8 protein-coding genes are annotated in these 15,453 nt (G+C 53.1%); 1 reads left to right on the top strand and 7 read right to left on the bottom strand.

Annotated elements, in window-relative coordinates; genetic code table 11:
* The 3 genes from WCO56_24540 to WCO56_24530 form a co-directional block, all read right to left on the bottom strand.
* The coding region (locus WCO56_24540; protein ID MEI7732763.1) for a VCBS repeat-containing protein at nucleotides 1–1,027 on the bottom strand (1,027 nt) is incomplete at its 3' end.
* 744 nt (nucleotides 1,028–1,771) lie between these two features.
* Nucleotides 1,772–3,112 (bottom strand): signal recognition particle protein, encoded by a 1,341-nt coding sequence (ffh, locus tag WCO56_24535; protein MEI7732762.1) that lies wholly within the window; start codon nucleotides 3,110–3,112, stop codon nucleotides 1,772–1,774.
* Nucleotides 3,113–3,156: 44 nt separating this feature from the next.
* Complete coding sequence (locus WCO56_24530) at nucleotides 3,157–4,263, bottom strand: PilT/PilU family type 4a pilus ATPase (GenBank protein ID MEI7732761.1); 1,107 nt, start codon at nucleotides 4,261–4,263, stop codon at nucleotides 3,157–3,159.
* A gap of 94 nt (nucleotides 4,264–4,357) precedes the next feature.
* On the opposite strand from WCO56_24530, the gene radC reads away from it, so the two are divergent.
* Nucleotides 4,358–5,062 (top strand): DNA repair protein RadC, encoded by a 705-nt coding sequence (radC, locus tag WCO56_24525; GenBank protein MEI7732760.1) that lies wholly within the window; start codon nucleotides 4,358–4,360, stop codon nucleotides 5,060–5,062.
* 31 nt (nucleotides 5,063–5,093) lie between these two features.
* Here the strand turns inward: radC and chrA are convergent, their stop codons facing one another.
* From chrA to WCO56_24505, 4 genes are all read right to left on the bottom strand, one after another.
* Nucleotides 5,094–6,272, bottom strand: a complete 1,179-nt coding sequence (gene chrA, locus WCO56_24520; protein MEI7732759.1) for a chromate efflux transporter — start codon at nucleotides 6,270–6,272, stop codon at nucleotides 5,094–5,096.
* A gap of 242 nt (nucleotides 6,273–6,514) precedes the next feature.
* Nucleotides 6,515–8,338, bottom strand: a complete 1,824-nt coding sequence (locus tag WCO56_24515) for a hypothetical protein (GenBank protein ID MEI7732758.1) — start codon at nucleotides 8,336–8,338, stop codon at nucleotides 6,515–6,517.
* Nucleotides 8,339–8,595: 257 nt separating this feature from the next.
* Entirely contained in the window at nucleotides 8,596–13,617 is a 5,022-nt protein-coding gene (locus tag WCO56_24510) for a LamG-like jellyroll fold domain-containing protein (GenBank protein MEI7732757.1), read from the bottom strand.
* A gap of 1,213 nt (nucleotides 13,618–14,830) precedes the next feature.
* Complete coding sequence (locus WCO56_24505; protein ID MEI7732756.1) at nucleotides 14,831–15,337, bottom strand: transposase; 507 nt, start codon at nucleotides 15,335–15,337, stop codon at nucleotides 14,831–14,833.
* Nucleotides 15,338–15,453: the final 116 nt, after the last annotated feature.

The raw sequence follows: 15,453 nt of genomic DNA, 5'->3' as shown, positions 1-15,453 counted from the left end.
CAGTGAAGGTTGCATCTCCACGCCCAAGCAGTACGACAACATTGGAGTTTCCCCGAATAATCAAATCAAGCTTCTTGTCACAATTGAAATCGGCGCAAGCAATACTGCAGGGCGCAAAAGCTAGGGCATAGGTGTTCGCTGAAGTAAAGGTTCCATTCCCGTTGTTGCGCCAGATGGTTACAGAATGTGAATTGGCATTAATAACTGCCACATCCAAATTTCCGTCACGGTCAAAGTCACCTGCCTGTAAAGAGATATGGTCATCACTCCCTCTGCCGTTGTAATATACAGGATCCCAGAAGGTGCCATTGCCCTTATTAATCAATACGCACATGCTGGCAGTGCCAGATGTTGATACAACCATGTCCAACCTGCCATCGCCATTAAAATCTGCTACTGCCACAGCCGATGGATACACACTGTACCCATTCAAGTTGGTCCAGAAGTTCATGCCGCTTTTGCCATCGTTTAGTATGATGTGGGTAAAATACAAACCCACTAAAACGAAATCCAAGTTCCCGTCGTTGTTAAAATCTCCTATCGCCATGACATCACCAACCGTATTGGTGTGTTTCAAAGCGATATCGCTTAACGCCCCGTTGCCAAATCCAAAGAGCAAATTTACTCCCGAAGAGACCTTGCTTCCAACATCCAATTTACCGTCCCGATTAAAGTCCGCGATGAATAATTCTTTCGGTGAACTTTGACATGCAATGTTGGTCGGGGTGCCGAAGTTTACCTGAGCGAGGCCACTTCCTCCTGGCAGAATCTCCGGGTTTCCAAATAACCCCAGTGCCCCAAAGAAAATCCTCGTGAATGCTTTTAACCGAACGGACATTCTTTTATTCTGCGGCAGAGGACAGGCTGTTCGATCCGGATGGCACACAGTCAAAGACAGCAGCGAAACCATTATAACGATCTGAGTAATGGTTCCCCAGTTTGCAAAAGGGGAGACCGGGCTGATACTGCCAGACCAAAAACATCGCGTGATATGCTGTCTTTGCGTGACCAGCACCAAAAGTATCACAAAAAATACCGTCAGTCGTGTCGTGTCTTGGTTAACGACCTATCACGAACCATCCCCAATGAATACCCAGCACTCATCTCTTTATTATCCAACGTGTTGCAGTCGAAGAGGCTTTTATTAACCGTCTCAAATCTCGGCGTTTTAACAAAACCCCAGTACCAACACATCAAATAATAAGCATTTTATATACCAATCTAGATTCCATCAACTGCTTAGGTAATAAGCCTATTCCGCCTGAACCCCAACCTTTTGCATCGCGGCGCGCAGGTGAGCGGGAAAAAAGAAAAAGGTGTCAAACCATACATAGTATTATTATTTACTTGCCATTAAACGTTGAATCCGCTTCCCCGTCGCCATGATTGAGCCAATCAAGTGGCCAGTTTCCAGGGGCCATTTGCCATGGCATTAGCTGCGTGGATCGAAAAGGGGGCAAAAAACGGTTCAGGCTAGAATAATGACTCGGACTTCTGACTCCAAACTTCCAATTCCTTGGTCTTCATTTTTCTGCCGGTTGCATCTTTCTGAAAGGTTCCATCCCCATTTTACCAGCCTTTTTCCCCTCAAAATATTTTTTAAACTTTTTTGATGGTAGGACCGTATTTGTCCTACTGACCTTGAACCGCCGAAAACTTTTAGAGGCCAAACCGCTTTACTGATTACTGTTCACTGATGACTTATCCCTGCTGGTCCATCCCGTTCCTCCTGTCTTCTTCTAACTTCTGGCTTTCAGCCTAAAATCAGGGTTCAGCGCCCCGGCATGCCGGGAGGTCCGCCGCGCTTGGCCATCATGCGCTGGAATTTGCCAAACTTTTTCATCATCTCCTGCATCTGCCAGAATTTGTTGAGCATCTGGTTCAGCTCGGTCACGGTGACGCCGCTGCCTTTGGCGATGCGCTTGCGCCGGTTGGCGTTGAGCAGCGTCGGGTTGCGCCGTTCGGTTAGGGTCATGGAGCAAATCATGCCCTCCATGCGCCGGAATTCACGCTCGGATTTTGAAAGGTCGTTGTTTTTGACGATATCCCCGCCACCCGGCAGCATCTGCACGATGCTTTCCAGCGAGCCAAGCTTCTTCATTTGGCGCAGTTGATCCAGGAAATCCTCCAGCGAGAATTGCCCTTTGCGCATTTTCTCCTCAAGCCGCTTGGCGTCTTCGGCATCCACTGCCTCCGCCGCGCGTTCAACGAGGCTGACGACGTCGCCCATGCCGAGAATGCGGGACGCCATGCGCTCGGGATGGAACGGTTCGAACTCCTCGAGTTTTTCACCCACACCAGCGTATTTGATGGGCTTGCCGGTCACCGCCTTGAGGCTGAGCGCGGCACCGCCGCGGGCATCGCCGTCCAGCTTGGTCAGGATGGCACCGGTGATATTCAGCGCCTGATCAAAGTGGCTGGCCACATTCACGGCTTCCTGGCCAGTGGCGGCATCCAGCACCAGCAGAATTTCCGTGGGCTTGATGAAATCGCGCAGGCGCACGAGTTCCTGCACCAGCGGCTGATCTATATGCAGGCGTCCAGCGGTGTCAAAAATCAGGGTGTTGCGGTGATCCGCCTCCGCCTGTTTCAGCGCCTCCGCCGCAATCTTCAAGACATCCGTCTCCCCCTTTTTTATGAAGACGGGCAGGTTTAATTGTTTGGCCAGCGTTTCGAGCTGGTCCATGGCGGCGGGGCGGTACACGTCCGTGCCCACGAGCATCACCTGCCGGCCCTGTTTGTTGAGCAGACGCGCCAGCTTGCCGCTGGAGGTGGTTTTGCCGGAACCATGCAAGCCCACCATCATGAAGCAGGTGGGGTTGCCGCCAAAGTTCAGACCCGTATTGGCCGAGCCCAACAGGTCCACCAATTCGTCATGAATGATTTTGATGATCTGCTGGCCGGGCTGGATGCTCTGGATGACTTCCTGGCCCAGCGCCTTGGTCTTCACCCGTTCGATGAAATCGCGCGCCACCTTGAAGTTGACGTCGGCCTCCAGCAACGCCATGCGCACCTCGCGCAGGGAATCGCCCACGTTCGCCTCGGAGATTTTCCCGAGGCCGCGCAGATTCTTGAACGCGTTTTGCAGCTTGCTGGATAATGAATCAAACATGCGTGAAAAGTATGGCTTAAGCGCGTAAGTTCAAACGAAATACTTCAACCCAGAATGCGGTTGCCCTGGCTGAGGAAGATGCCGCGGAAGTTCATCTCCAGCGCCTGCGGGTTGGTGGCTTTGGCCAGTGCTTCCTTCTCGGTCACTTTGCCTTCCTGCACCAGCTTCAAGAGGGATTGGTTGAAGTTCTGCATGCCGTCATCCGCGCCGGTTTCAATGGCGGCGCCGAGGGTTTCCAAGCGGTTGTCTTCGATCAGCTTGCGGATGGTCGGCGTGTTGATCAGAATTTCGACCGCCGGGGTCATGCCACCGGTCACTGTCCCCACCATGCGCTGGCAGATCACCGCTTTTAGTGTCGCGCCTAATTGCCGGCGAATCTGGTCGCGCTCATCCGGAACGAAAAAGTCCAGAATACGACCCACCGACTGGGCGGAGTTGGTGGTGTGAATGGTGGAGAGGACCAAGTGCCCGGTGTCCGCAGCACTAATGGCGGCGGCAAAGCTGGTGGCGTCGCGCATTTCCCCGACCATGATGATGTCCGGGTCCTGGCGCAGCATGTGCTTCAAACCGGCGGAAAATGTTTTGGTGTCCAAACCGACCTCGCGTTGTTCGATCACCGACTGGTTGTCTTCAAAGACGTATTCAATGGGGTCTTCGAGGGTGACGATATGTTTGCGGAAGTTTTCGTTCACGTGTTCAATCATCGCGGCCAGGGTGGTGGATTTGCCTGAACCGGTGGTGCCGGCCAGCAGCACAATGCCGCGCGGCGCCTCGGCAATCATTTTGAGTTGCTCCGGCAAGCCAAGCTCCTGAAACGTGGGCACCTTGGTCTTCACATAGCGCATGGCGATGGCGTACGAACCGCGTTGCTGGAAGACATTGGTGCGGAAACGGCCAATCCCCGGCAGGTAATACGAAAAGTCTATTTCGCGATCGTCTTCAAATTTCTTTTTGGCATGGTCCGGCACCATGTGAGTGAGCACTTTACTCATCCATTCCACCGTGGGATAGGCGCACTCGACTGCCACCAAGTGCCGACTGATGCGCAATATCACCGGGCAATCCACTTTGACGTGAATATCAGACGCGCCCGCCTTCACGGCGGACTGTAAAATCTCTTTAAACAGTTCCATGCGAGTCAATGTAAACATTTGCGCGGCGTTTGGCTAGTCCTGAATTTTTGCCAAAAAAATGCGAAAGAGGCTTCCCTTGCCACGGCTGCTTTGCTATATGCATTTCAATTCCATGAGCGAAGGTTTAATGATACAGGACATGGCGCCGCAGGATCGGCCGCGGGAACGGTTGCTCAAAGTGGGCGCCAAGAACCTGAAGAATGAGGATCTGCTGGCTATTCTGTTGCGCACCGGCACCAAAGGCGTTTCGGCGCTGCAGATCGCCGCGGAAATTCTGCGTCGTTACCAGACGCTCAACCAACTTTCACGCGCCAGTGTGGATGAACTGTGCAAGATCAAAGGCATCGGACGTGACAAGGCCATTACCCTGCTGGCGGCCTTCACCTTGGCGCGCAATCTGATGGGAGAACGACCAGCCGAACAACTCGCCGACACCCCCAACGTCGTGGCCGATTTGCTGCGGGAAGAAATGCGCAATGAACCGGTGGAAACTTTTTTCGTGATCCTGCTCAACACCCGGCGCCATTTGATTCGTTACGAGCGCCTCACGCAGGGGACCTTAAACACGCTGCTGGTGCATCCCCGGGAGGTTTTCCGCGCGGCGATCGCCGCCAATGCCTCGGCCATTATCCTGGCGCATAACCATCCCAGCGGTGACCCCTCACCCTCCGACGCGGACGTGCGGGTAACCCGTGACCTGATACGTGCCGGCCAGGTGCTGCGGATTGATGTGCTGGACCATGTGATTATGGGTCTCGTTTCCCCGGAAAGGGATCGCGACTACGTCTCCCTGCGGGAATTGGGGCATTTTCACTAATCGTTATCATTAACGTTATTGATAACGTTGGTTAAAATCCCATCAGCCAGCGCAATTCACCCGCCAAAGCCCCGCTCAAAACCAGCCATACTGAATTTACTTTATAACGTAACAACAGCCAGCCGGCCAGTAACGCCAGCACCAGGCTCGGCCAATCCACCACGGTTGAGGCCGTCAATTGCACCGTTACCACCAGCATCAATGCCAGCGAAGCCACGTTCAAACCATCCAGGAACGCGCCCGCGCTCGGGTTCTTGCGCAGACGCGGCAGGAAAGGCTCACTGATGGCCACAAATAGAAAGGCCGGCAAAAAAATCCCCAGCGTGGCCAGCGTGGCCCCCGGCAAGCCCCCGAGCACATACCCGATAAACGTGGCCGTGGTGAACAGCGGACCAGGCGTGAATTGCCCCACCGCCACCGCATCCAACAACTGGCTTTCCGTCAGCCAATGCCAACGTTCCACCAGGTCCGCCTGAAGAAAGGCCAGCAAAACATACCCGCTGCCGTAGAGCACCGCGCCCACTTTCAGAAAAAACAGAAACATCGCGCCTAGCGTAAACGGCGCGGCGACGGCCAAAGCGGTCGCGGGCAGGCCCGCCCCGGCCATGGGCAGTGCCGCCAATCCGCTCCACATCAGGGTTTGCCCCGCCTTCCATCGCTGCTTCAGAGAGAAATAGCTGACTGCCAACAACCCGATGCCAAACAGAATCACCAACTCGTGTACCCCCAGAAAACCCAGGGCCGCTGCGGCAGCGGCCAGGAGACCGAGGGCACAGTTTTTAATCGCGGTATTGCCGAGCCGCCACAGGGCCTGGATCACCACCGCCAGGATGACCGGCTTCACCCCCAGCAACAGCGCATGGACCTGCGGCAACGCGCCAAACCGCACATACATCCAGGCGAAAAAAGTGACGATGAAGACCGCCGGCAGAATAAAACCGGCCCCCGCCACCAACAGCCCGGGCCAGCCCGCGCGACGGCGTCCGATGATAATCGCCAACTCGGTGGAATTGGGGCCCGGGATAAGATTGGTCATCCCCACCAGGTCTAAAAACTCCTCGCGCGTCATCCACTGGCGGCGACGGACCACCTCGTCTTCCATGAGCGCGGTATGGGCGGCGGGTCCGCCAAAAGAAAGCGTGCCGAGTTTAAGGAACAACCCGGCCACTTCCCGCAACCGCAGGCGATTTTGCTCAGCAATCCCAGTCATCAGCGGATGACACTATAACCGCGCTGACACAATAATACGCATAAAAAGTTTCCGGAAACTTGGGCCCCTGCTGTCCCATCTGTCTTTGTGCATGTTGTTTTTGCCATGTTCGGCCCCCATCTTTCTGCCGGTTCATTTTTTTGCAAAAGAATTTGGTTCCAATTTTTCCGCCATGTCCGGTTTTTCTATTTTTCTGCAAAAGTTTTCTTTCTAAATCTTTTTGCCATGTTGTATTTCCGAGCTCATTGCACCGATGTTTTGAAGAACCGTCCAGAAATGGTGCGCAGAATGGGTTCTTCATGCTGTACCGTCCCCGTGGTATTGGTCAGCAACAAATATGGCTGCCACTGTGCGAGGTTGGTGGACATCCAAACTTGGTACACCAACCCGGTTTCTCCAGCGAGAGTAAAATTCATGCTCTGGCTGACACTGGAAAACACCGTATTGGTCAGTCGCGGCTTGGCTGGTACCGGGCGCAGCAGTAATGCATCAGGCGAGGCGTAAACACTGGCTGGGTTGACCATGCCCGTTACCTGATATTCCACCTCGCCGCGAAAAGTATAATAGTTCGTGGCACTAGTCGGCGGTTGCAGTTCGCAAACCCAGACCAAAGGATTGGTGCTTAAAGAGCCGGTAAAAACCACTTCACCGTAGAACCATTCCGGGTTCCCACTCCCGGTCACGCTGACAAAGGTCCAACCGGAAGGCAGCGATGGCCGCCAGAGCAGGGATGAAAGTGGATCTGAATGTTCAAAAACATTGGTGATCCGATAAGAAACATTTGTTTGATAAAAAGATGGGGCGCTTTGTCGCGCACGAACCGTTGGCCCGGGGGCGGTGTACGGGATCACCAATGGATCTGGAGTCACCATCATGAGCACTGGATTGACCATCTCGTTGAATTGATATTCCAATTCAGCCCGCAATGTCAGTGGTCCGGTGGCGTTTGTTGGGATGGCTACTGAATAGAGTACCTGAAAACGGTTACTGTGCAGTGTCCCGGTGAACACGATTTCCCCTGAACTGAACTCGGGGTTCGCGTCACCGGACACATTGGTGATGATCCATCCCGATGGTAATAGCGGCCGCAGCAGCACTGAAATCAGCGATCCTGAATAGGTGAATTGGTTGGTGACCTGCAAGATTCCTACGGGGATGTAACTGGAATCAGCCGTTTGTTGCGCCGCCAGAGTCGAAACATTGGTTTTCAAACTCAATACCAACGGGTCCGGAACACCATACGTCAGCGCCGGGTTGATCATGCCGTTCAATTGGTATTCCACCTCAGAATAGAACGATTGAGACCCGCTGGCATTCGTTGGCGCAGTGACACCATAGATGACCTTTACTGCGTTGGTGGGCAGCAGCCCGGTGAACACAATTTCTCCTCCCATCCATTCTGGATGCCCATCGCCGGTAACGGATATCAAATTCCATAAGGGCGGAATGGTTGGCCGGATCAACAACGAAGCCAGTGCGCCATTGAATACTACCGTATTAGTCACAAACAGCGTGTCTCCCGGCAAATAGGTCGTGGGTGCCTGTTGCACTGCATACACGGTTTGATCGGAGTTTCCGGGCAAATAAACCAGTGGCTCAGGAGACACGCTGCGAGTTGCCGGATTAATCATTCCGGCCAACTGATATTCGTAATCCGCACGCAATGTCTGAATCCCGGCCGCATTCGTTGGCACAATGAAACTATAGGAGAAGATCAACGTTCCAGCCGGTAGATTGCCGGTAAAAAGGATTTCTCCCAGCCGATATTCCGGCGAACCATCACCAACAACCGTGACGGCCAAATTACTCCATGCGGCTGGCAATTGGGGGCGCCAGAGCAACGAAACCAGGCTCCCGGTATAACTGAGCGTATTGGTCACAGTCAAGAGGCTGCCTGGCGTATAAACCGAGGCAGATCGCTGAATGGCCACCGGTTGCGCGGCACAGTTAACGACAGGAAATACAAGACAGATAATGAGGCCAACAAATAGAATCAGGGCGTTGACGAAGCCTCGCCCTCCAGGATTGACGATCTGGAGGGTCACGCTCCGTCGTGACCCTGACATATTGATTTCCTCAATATCCATGCGTTATCCAAAAATGTTCATGCGCGTTGACGAAGTCACGCTTCGTCGCAACCCAACTTCTTTTTTTAGATCATTCTTCATCACTCGTCGTAAGCGACGACCAAGCATCGCCATTCACCCCAACGCCTCTCCTGGAGGGTCACGCTCCGTCGTGACCCTGACCTATTGGTTTCCTCAATATCCATGTGTTATCCAAAATATTCGTGGGCGATGACGAAGCATCGCCCTCCATCATTTCACTTCACATTCAACCGATAATACCGATTTTGATTGGTAACTGCGGGTTCATCCACAAACCGGAGGCTGCCATTCACATTCGTCACCGTGCTGACCGGCTGCCACTGCACCAGGTCGGGCGACGTTTCCACCTCGTATTTGGTACCGGATTGCCCCGCAATGTTGAATTCAAACCGGCCATTGCGATTCAGCAACATCTCCTTAAGCTTAAGGTGGGCCAGATCAAGTTGGTCCGGTCGTTGGGCAAACGGATTGGCTTCGCCCCCATACTGATACTCGATTTCTGCCAGCACCGATCGGACCCCGATTTCCCCAGCCGGCACGGACACCGTATAAACCAGCGCGATTGGACTTGGAGGAATTATACCCGTCCAAACCACCTCTCCCCGCATCAGTTCCGGTTTGCCATCTGCGGAAACTGAAACAAGCTGCCAACCGGATGGCAGAATCGGACGCCACAACAATGCCAGCAACTGCCCTTGGAAATTGAGCGTATTGGTGATCTGCATACTTTGTTTAGCCGGGTAAATCTCCGGACCAGCTTGCTTGAAGATCACCGTCGCCATGGCCGGTTTGGCGCCGGAATTGGTTGTCCCTCCCTTGGATTGCGAAGCGGCTCCAGGGGCGTAACCATCCAATCCATTGGTGTCCACGTGATACCCGCCGATACGCCAGTAACCCAGTACACGGTTCACTTCGGTGCCGCTAATCACCCAATTGCGATTGTAATCCGCCTTGTGCGGCACGCCGTTGGTATCGCCCGGACCTGCGGCGTAGCCATCCAGGCCATTGGTATCCACGTGATACCCGCTGCTGCGCCAATAGGACAGCACCCGGTTCACCTCGCTGCCGTTGATCATCCAATCGCGGTTCGTATCCGCCGAATGATAGACGGTGTTGTCAATCACGGTATTGAGCACCACCAGCGGCGCGTTGGAACTGGCCACCGTCCCCGCCGCGTTCTGCACCAGCACGCGATAATTCCCGTTGCGATTGGTATCCACGTTGCCGAGGTTCAGCACCGCGTTTGTGCTCCCAATGATATTCGCCCCGTTGAACTGCCACTGATACGCAAGCGGCGACGTGCTGGCGGCCAGGACCGAGAAGCCGGCCGAGCCGCCCACGTTCGTGGTCATCCCCTGCGGCTGTAACACAATTTGCGGCAGGTACAGCACCGCCATCCCGACCTCCACGGCATTCATGGTAGCCCCCAGATTATCCGTAGCCCAGGCTCCCAGCCGGTATTGCCCCTCCGGCGCGTTCGTCCAGGTGGCTGAATAGAGTTGCGGGTTATTCGTCGAGGGTTGCGAGACGGAACCCAGGAAGTTGGATGTGCCCAGCAGCAGGTTGATGGCGTAAAACTGGACTTGGCTGACATTGCCGTCGGCATCCGTGGCATTGGCCGAAACAACCAGATTAGTCGGCCCGGCGATCAAGGAGCCGTTGGTGGGCGCGACCAGTGCGATGGTCGGCGGCGTGTTGGGCACGAAAATATTCACCGTGAAGCTGGCGGCTGCATTCGTTTGCCCGTCGCTGACCGAGACCGTGATGGTGGCCGTGCCGGTTTGGTTGGGCACTTGGGTTAGCCGCAGATTGCGATTGGCTCCGGTTCCGCCCGAAACTATCCCATCATTGGGGATCAATCCCTGGTTGTCTGAATTAACCATAATCGTCAGAGTAGAAACATCGTTATCCACGTCCCCGATGGTAAAAGATACCAAATCGAGATTGGCTCCGACCGGCACGAAAAGGTTCGAGATCGCGGAAATGAAAGGCGGATCATTCACCGGCTGCACGGTGATCGCGACAGCCGCCATGCTGGTATTGCCCAGTCCGTCGGTGATGGTATAGGTAAAGCTGTCATTCCCGAAGTAATTAGTCAGAGGCAAGTAGTTGAAGGATTGATTGCTATTCGTGGCGACCAGACCATGGGCCGGCTGGGAGAAATCGGCTAAAAGCACTATCCCATTGCTGCCCGCCACATCATTCGTCAGGGCGAAAATAGTAACCGGAACATCTTCCAATGTGCTGACCGTATCATTTACCGCAATGGGGGCTCCATGCGGGATGACCACGGCATAGGGTGTAACCACCGACCAACCACCCGCCGCCAAATTGTCCCGGCCTCGCACCCGGAGCCAGACAGCGTTGCTGCTGCCAACACCCAGGTCTTTGGCGGCATTCCACACCACTTGGTGCAGAACTCCATTGGGATGGGTGGCCACGGCTGCAGGCGCAAGGCCGTTGACGCTGACCAATGTTGCGGCAAACCAGTTACTGGCTCCCATCGGCTGGTATTGCACGTCCAGAAAATCCGGGCTGCCATCGGCATCCCATATCCGCACCTGCAAAGATGCCACCGCCCCACCGGCATTGGGGGCATCCAAAATCCGGGTGATCGGAGCAACCATGATATCTGAGATGTTGCCCTGGTTCGCCTGGTTAAGCGGCCAGCTTACTAATTCAAATCCTCCGGGCATGTTAGTAGAGGATCGCAATCCGAGCAGGGAAACTTGGTTTTCGATCGTTTTCCATCCGCTTAATATTTCCCAGCGGCTGCCTTCGTTGGCAATAGAGAACAGCTCGCGCTTTAACGCGTTAGTTCCCTCGGCATTCCATGAAAATAGCCGTCCATCAGGTTCGGCGGAAAATAGCGTGCCATTCGTCTGCCCAGGTAGTTGCGACACGGTCAATCCAATACTTTGGGCCAATGTGGCTTTAACTATAAAATTAGTTTGCAAAGTACGGAGAACCTGATTGGTACTCCCAAATTCAAACTCCTGCAAGACCAACGAGTCGCCATCATCAAGCTGACCAGACAGGCTACTGTCAATGGCCAAATACCTCATAGCACTGGGATTTAAACTGCCGCGCATGAGACCAGATGTCAACTTTTGTCCGCGCATTGGCAAGCCGTAAACTGGGTTCGTCAACCTATTGGTATTGTTGGAAGCAAAGAATGTCTGACGATAAATTGCGTTCACTTGCTCAGGGCTAAGGGCTGTACCGTAGATTTTAACGTCATCAATTAAGCCTGGAACGCAATATGCCCCGTTGTATGAAGCGCCGATGTGTGTCTCATTGATAATGGCCGTCGATCCGGACGGACGGGGCCTATTGTTGGCCTCCCGAATCATGGCTCCATTAACAAAAATACGCACAGTTCTGGTGTAATCATCGAGCGTCATCGCGACATGATACCACGTTCCATTGGTAAGCGTGTATGCAATCTCATCAATGACATCCGTTCCCGAAAAAATATCCGACCGCAACACGCTCGGCCCACCGACATTTCTGTATTGCAGGGTAATTGCGCCATGGTTGGTTTCATAGGCCCCAAAAAACTCGAAATTCCCACTCGGCTGGCGGGTGAGGTTGACCCACATTGAGACCGTCAGACTGGCTGGTATATTGGTTATTGGGCACTTAATATACTGACTGTTGCCGTCGAGTGAAATTGCCTGGCCATATTTACCCGCTGCAAACGCCGGACTGGCGACAAGCGCGGCATTTCGGCTGTTGCCACTTTTATCTTCAGGCGAAGCATCGAATGGATAGTAGGCCAAAAGAGCGTTTTGCCCGGAATCGCCACTAAATCCCAACGCCCCATTGGTTGAGGCATGGAAGTATTTCAGGTTCGGAAATGCGGCTGGCTGAAGAAGCGACGGCGTCTCCAAGCAATCTTGGTAAGACCAACTGGACTGGACAACAAAATTGGACCCTTGTAAACAAAAAGGGTAAACCTTGCCCGCATACAGGTTGGTATCCGGCAAATAAATGGCCAGGCCATAATTTGTCGCAGCGCCAATCACGTAAACTTCCTGATTAGTCAACCCGATTGGAATCAATTTCTTCATGAAAGCGCCATTTACAGCACTGATTTCCATAATGGAATCAACCCCACCTGTGGCGCTTAACCCCAGGTAAAATGCCCAGTTGTTAGAAACCGATAACCGGCCGTAAGCGACGGAATTTATCTGATACGGTCCAACTTCTAGGTTGGTCGCAATTAAGGTGCTTCCAATATATCGAACCAAGCAAACATTGCTTACGGGCCCGGCATCTCCTCTCGCACCCACGATAATTTCGTCACCGGTAATCCCATCCAAGTCGCCCACCGCCATAATGAAGTTGGAGGGATAAAAACCAAATGATTGAGTGGCAATCAAACTTCCAACAATTCCCATGGTTTTGGGGGTACTCATGGCATTTAATGGGTTGCTGCGGCATAAAATTTCCTGGTAGTTGCTAAAACCATCTCCATCTGCATCCTCATAAAGCCCCTGGCCCGATGCGCCATTGGTCAGCTTGTTTTGCACGAGCAAAGAAGCGGATACTCCGTTAACCGCCTGCGTGGTCATCAGTTGCCGGCGGATATTGCCATTGCCATCGTACTGGTAAGCGATCGCCAATCCGTTATGGTAATCCGCCCCCACCAAACGGTCTATTTTGTCGTAGCGATAAGCCGTCCGCCGGACGCCCCCTTTTACCAGTTCGTAGTCGGACAGGCCATTGGTGCCCGAGCAGATTTGGTTCGGATACGAGGGCTGGCTGGGATGAGTCAAAGTCCATTGATACTCTTCCAAGTTCGTCAGCCCATCCTGATCCAAATCCAGGCTGGCATCATTAAAACGGGGGTTCAATCCATACTGAACTTCCCAACCATCCGGAATGCCGTCGCCATCGGTGTCTGTCAATAACGGGTTGGTGCCATAAACAAAAATCTCATCGTAATCACTCAGACCGTCACCATCATTGTCGGGGGTCAGTGGATTAAGGTGATAAAGGTATTTGAAGCGGTAGCTGAGCGCATCGCCCGCAGGTTTATTATTGGCATCGGTTGGGTCGTTGGGATTTAACCCAAAGCGTCTTTCCCAATAGTCTGGGATACCGTCGTGGTCGTTGTCGGGTAGATTTTGTATGCTCAGCCACAATATGAAAACCTGAATCGTAGCAGTCGTACTTAACTCATTAGTATCAGTGACGACCACCGAGTATTCACCAGCATCTGCAGGAATCACATTGCTCAATGTTAACCAGACATTAGTTGCGCCTACGATATTGGTCCCTGCAAGTTTCCACTGATATCGAAACGGTTGTTCTCCTAGTGCCACTACTGAAAGAACCACATTGGTCCCTTCAAACAAATTTTGATCCGCTGTTTTGGATAAAATTGCGGGTGAGTCGTGAAGAAGCAATTGGCATTCAGTTTGTGTCAAAGCGCGATTATAAATTCGTACCTCGTCCAGGATTCCATTCACATATTGGCCATATGATGTACCGCAAAATCTTCCAATACTCCGGATACCTTCGTCGTTGAGGGTTGTTCCATCAGGAGCTACCCCGCTATTGTAGCGTGCTTTAGTCTCGTCGACTCCGTTTACAAACAACCTGATGGTACTGTTTGATACCGTCATGGCCAGGTGATACCAGATCCCCACCAGCGGTTTGCTCGAGTTTGTTACCGCTGCCGGGATCGTCCCGTTCCACATCTGGGCTTGAAACCTTTCGATAGATGGTAAATAATTAATGCTATATGAAGTTTTATCGTTCGCGGTTGTTCCACGGTCAATAATCAATGTTTGATCGTTTCCCGATACGGTGTTTAGAAGGATCCATAACGCGATACTATAGTTCTGGGAATTTCCGCTGAAGTTCAATTTGCGATCAGGATCACTGATTGTTATGTAGCTGGTGCTTCCGTCAAAAGCATAAGCCGCATTAGCACGCCCATATCTGTTCGTCGAGGGGGATACCCCATTCGTGACTGCATGCAGTCCGTTCCCGCTGGCATCATTCGCATTTCCATCAAACGGATACCAGGCCACAATACCGTTGGTGACCTGAGCCTGGGATGGGTACGGTGCGGATAGCATCAGCATCGCCAGTGCGGCAAAAAACGATGACCAAGGGCCAAGGGCGTTCGTCGCCAGTCGTTTTGGTAAAGGGTGATTCAATGTTTGCATAAATACTTTGAGTTAAAATTCCTGGAGGGTCACGCTTTGTCGTGACCCTGTTGATTCCTTTCTCTTAACATTCAAAGGGCGTCCGGGGACCGATTCATGGTTAACGACCTGGAGGGTTGCGCTCCGTCGCAACCCTGACATTGTCTTGTCCCCTCCCACAACGAATGCGCATCCGCCCAAAGATATCAGGGCGATGATGAAACCTCGCCCTCCAAAACCCAAACCCCGGAGGGTTGCGCTCCGTCGCAACCCTAATATGGTCTTCGTTCTACTCATGCCACTCCAACACGTTCATTTCTCCGCCGTACGCCCAATCATCCGGGGTTTTCACCAATCCCTTACGCACCGGATTCATCCGCACGTAATGCCATTTGGCGGTGTAACTCTCGCCGCGTCGCAATTGGGTATCCCAACAATCAGGCTGCCAGATCGGTTGCTCCACAGGCCGGGGCCAATGACGGGAGGCCATGCTTTTCCAATACTTGACCCATTTTGTCACCGGAACCGTCGGGTCATGCGGCGCGCAAAACAAATGGATATGATCAGGCATGAACACATACCTGCCAACCATCCAGGCCTCGGCCTCACACCAAGCCGCAATCACGGCTTTCATCGCCTCGGGATTGGCAAAAATCGGTTTCCGTTTCTCCGCGCATACCGTCAGGAAGATGAGGATGGATTGGTTATGATGCGGTATGGGTGCGTGATGCGCCGGATGTTGCCGTTCCGGGTCGCGCCAGGGATTCTCGTTGAGTGATGGTGTCGGGTTGTCCATATCCAGTAAGTTTACCTTTCATCGTAAGCGTGCCCATCCACCCCCTGGAGGGTTGCGCTCTGTCGCAACCCTAACATCGTCTTGTCCCCTCCCACAACGGATACCCGTCCACCCAA

The sequence above is a fragment of the Verrucomicrobiota bacterium genome, assembly GCA_037139415.1.
Lineage (GTDB): Bacteria > Verrucomicrobiota > Verrucomicrobiia > Limisphaerales > Fontisphaeraceae > JBAXGN01.
The sequence above is the reverse complement of the archived record's forward strand: the minus strand, read 5'-3'. Positions and strand labels throughout refer to the sequence as shown.

Coding starts and splice junctions, on each gene's coding strand:
- ffh (MEI7732762.1), bottom strand. CDS start 3,112: ATGTTTGATTCATTATCCAGCAAGCTGCAAAACGCGTTCAAGAATCTG.
- WCO56_24530 (MEI7732761.1), bottom strand. CDS start 4,263: ATGTTTACATTGACTCGCATGGAACTGTTTAAAGAGATTTTACAGTCC.
- radC (MEI7732760.1), top strand. CDS start 4,358: ATGAGCGAAGGTTTAATGATACAGGACATGGCGCCGCAGGATCGGCCG.
- chrA (MEI7732759.1), bottom strand. CDS start 6,272: ATGACTGGGATTGCTGAGCAAAATCGCCTGCGGTTGCGGGAAGTGGCC.
- WCO56_24515 (MEI7732758.1), bottom strand. CDS start 8,338: ATGTCAGGGTCACGACGGAGCGTGACCCTCCAGATCGTCAATCCTGGA.
- WCO56_24505 (MEI7732756.1), bottom strand. CDS start 15,337: ATGGACAACCCGACACCATCACTCAACGAGAATCCCTGGCGCGACCCG.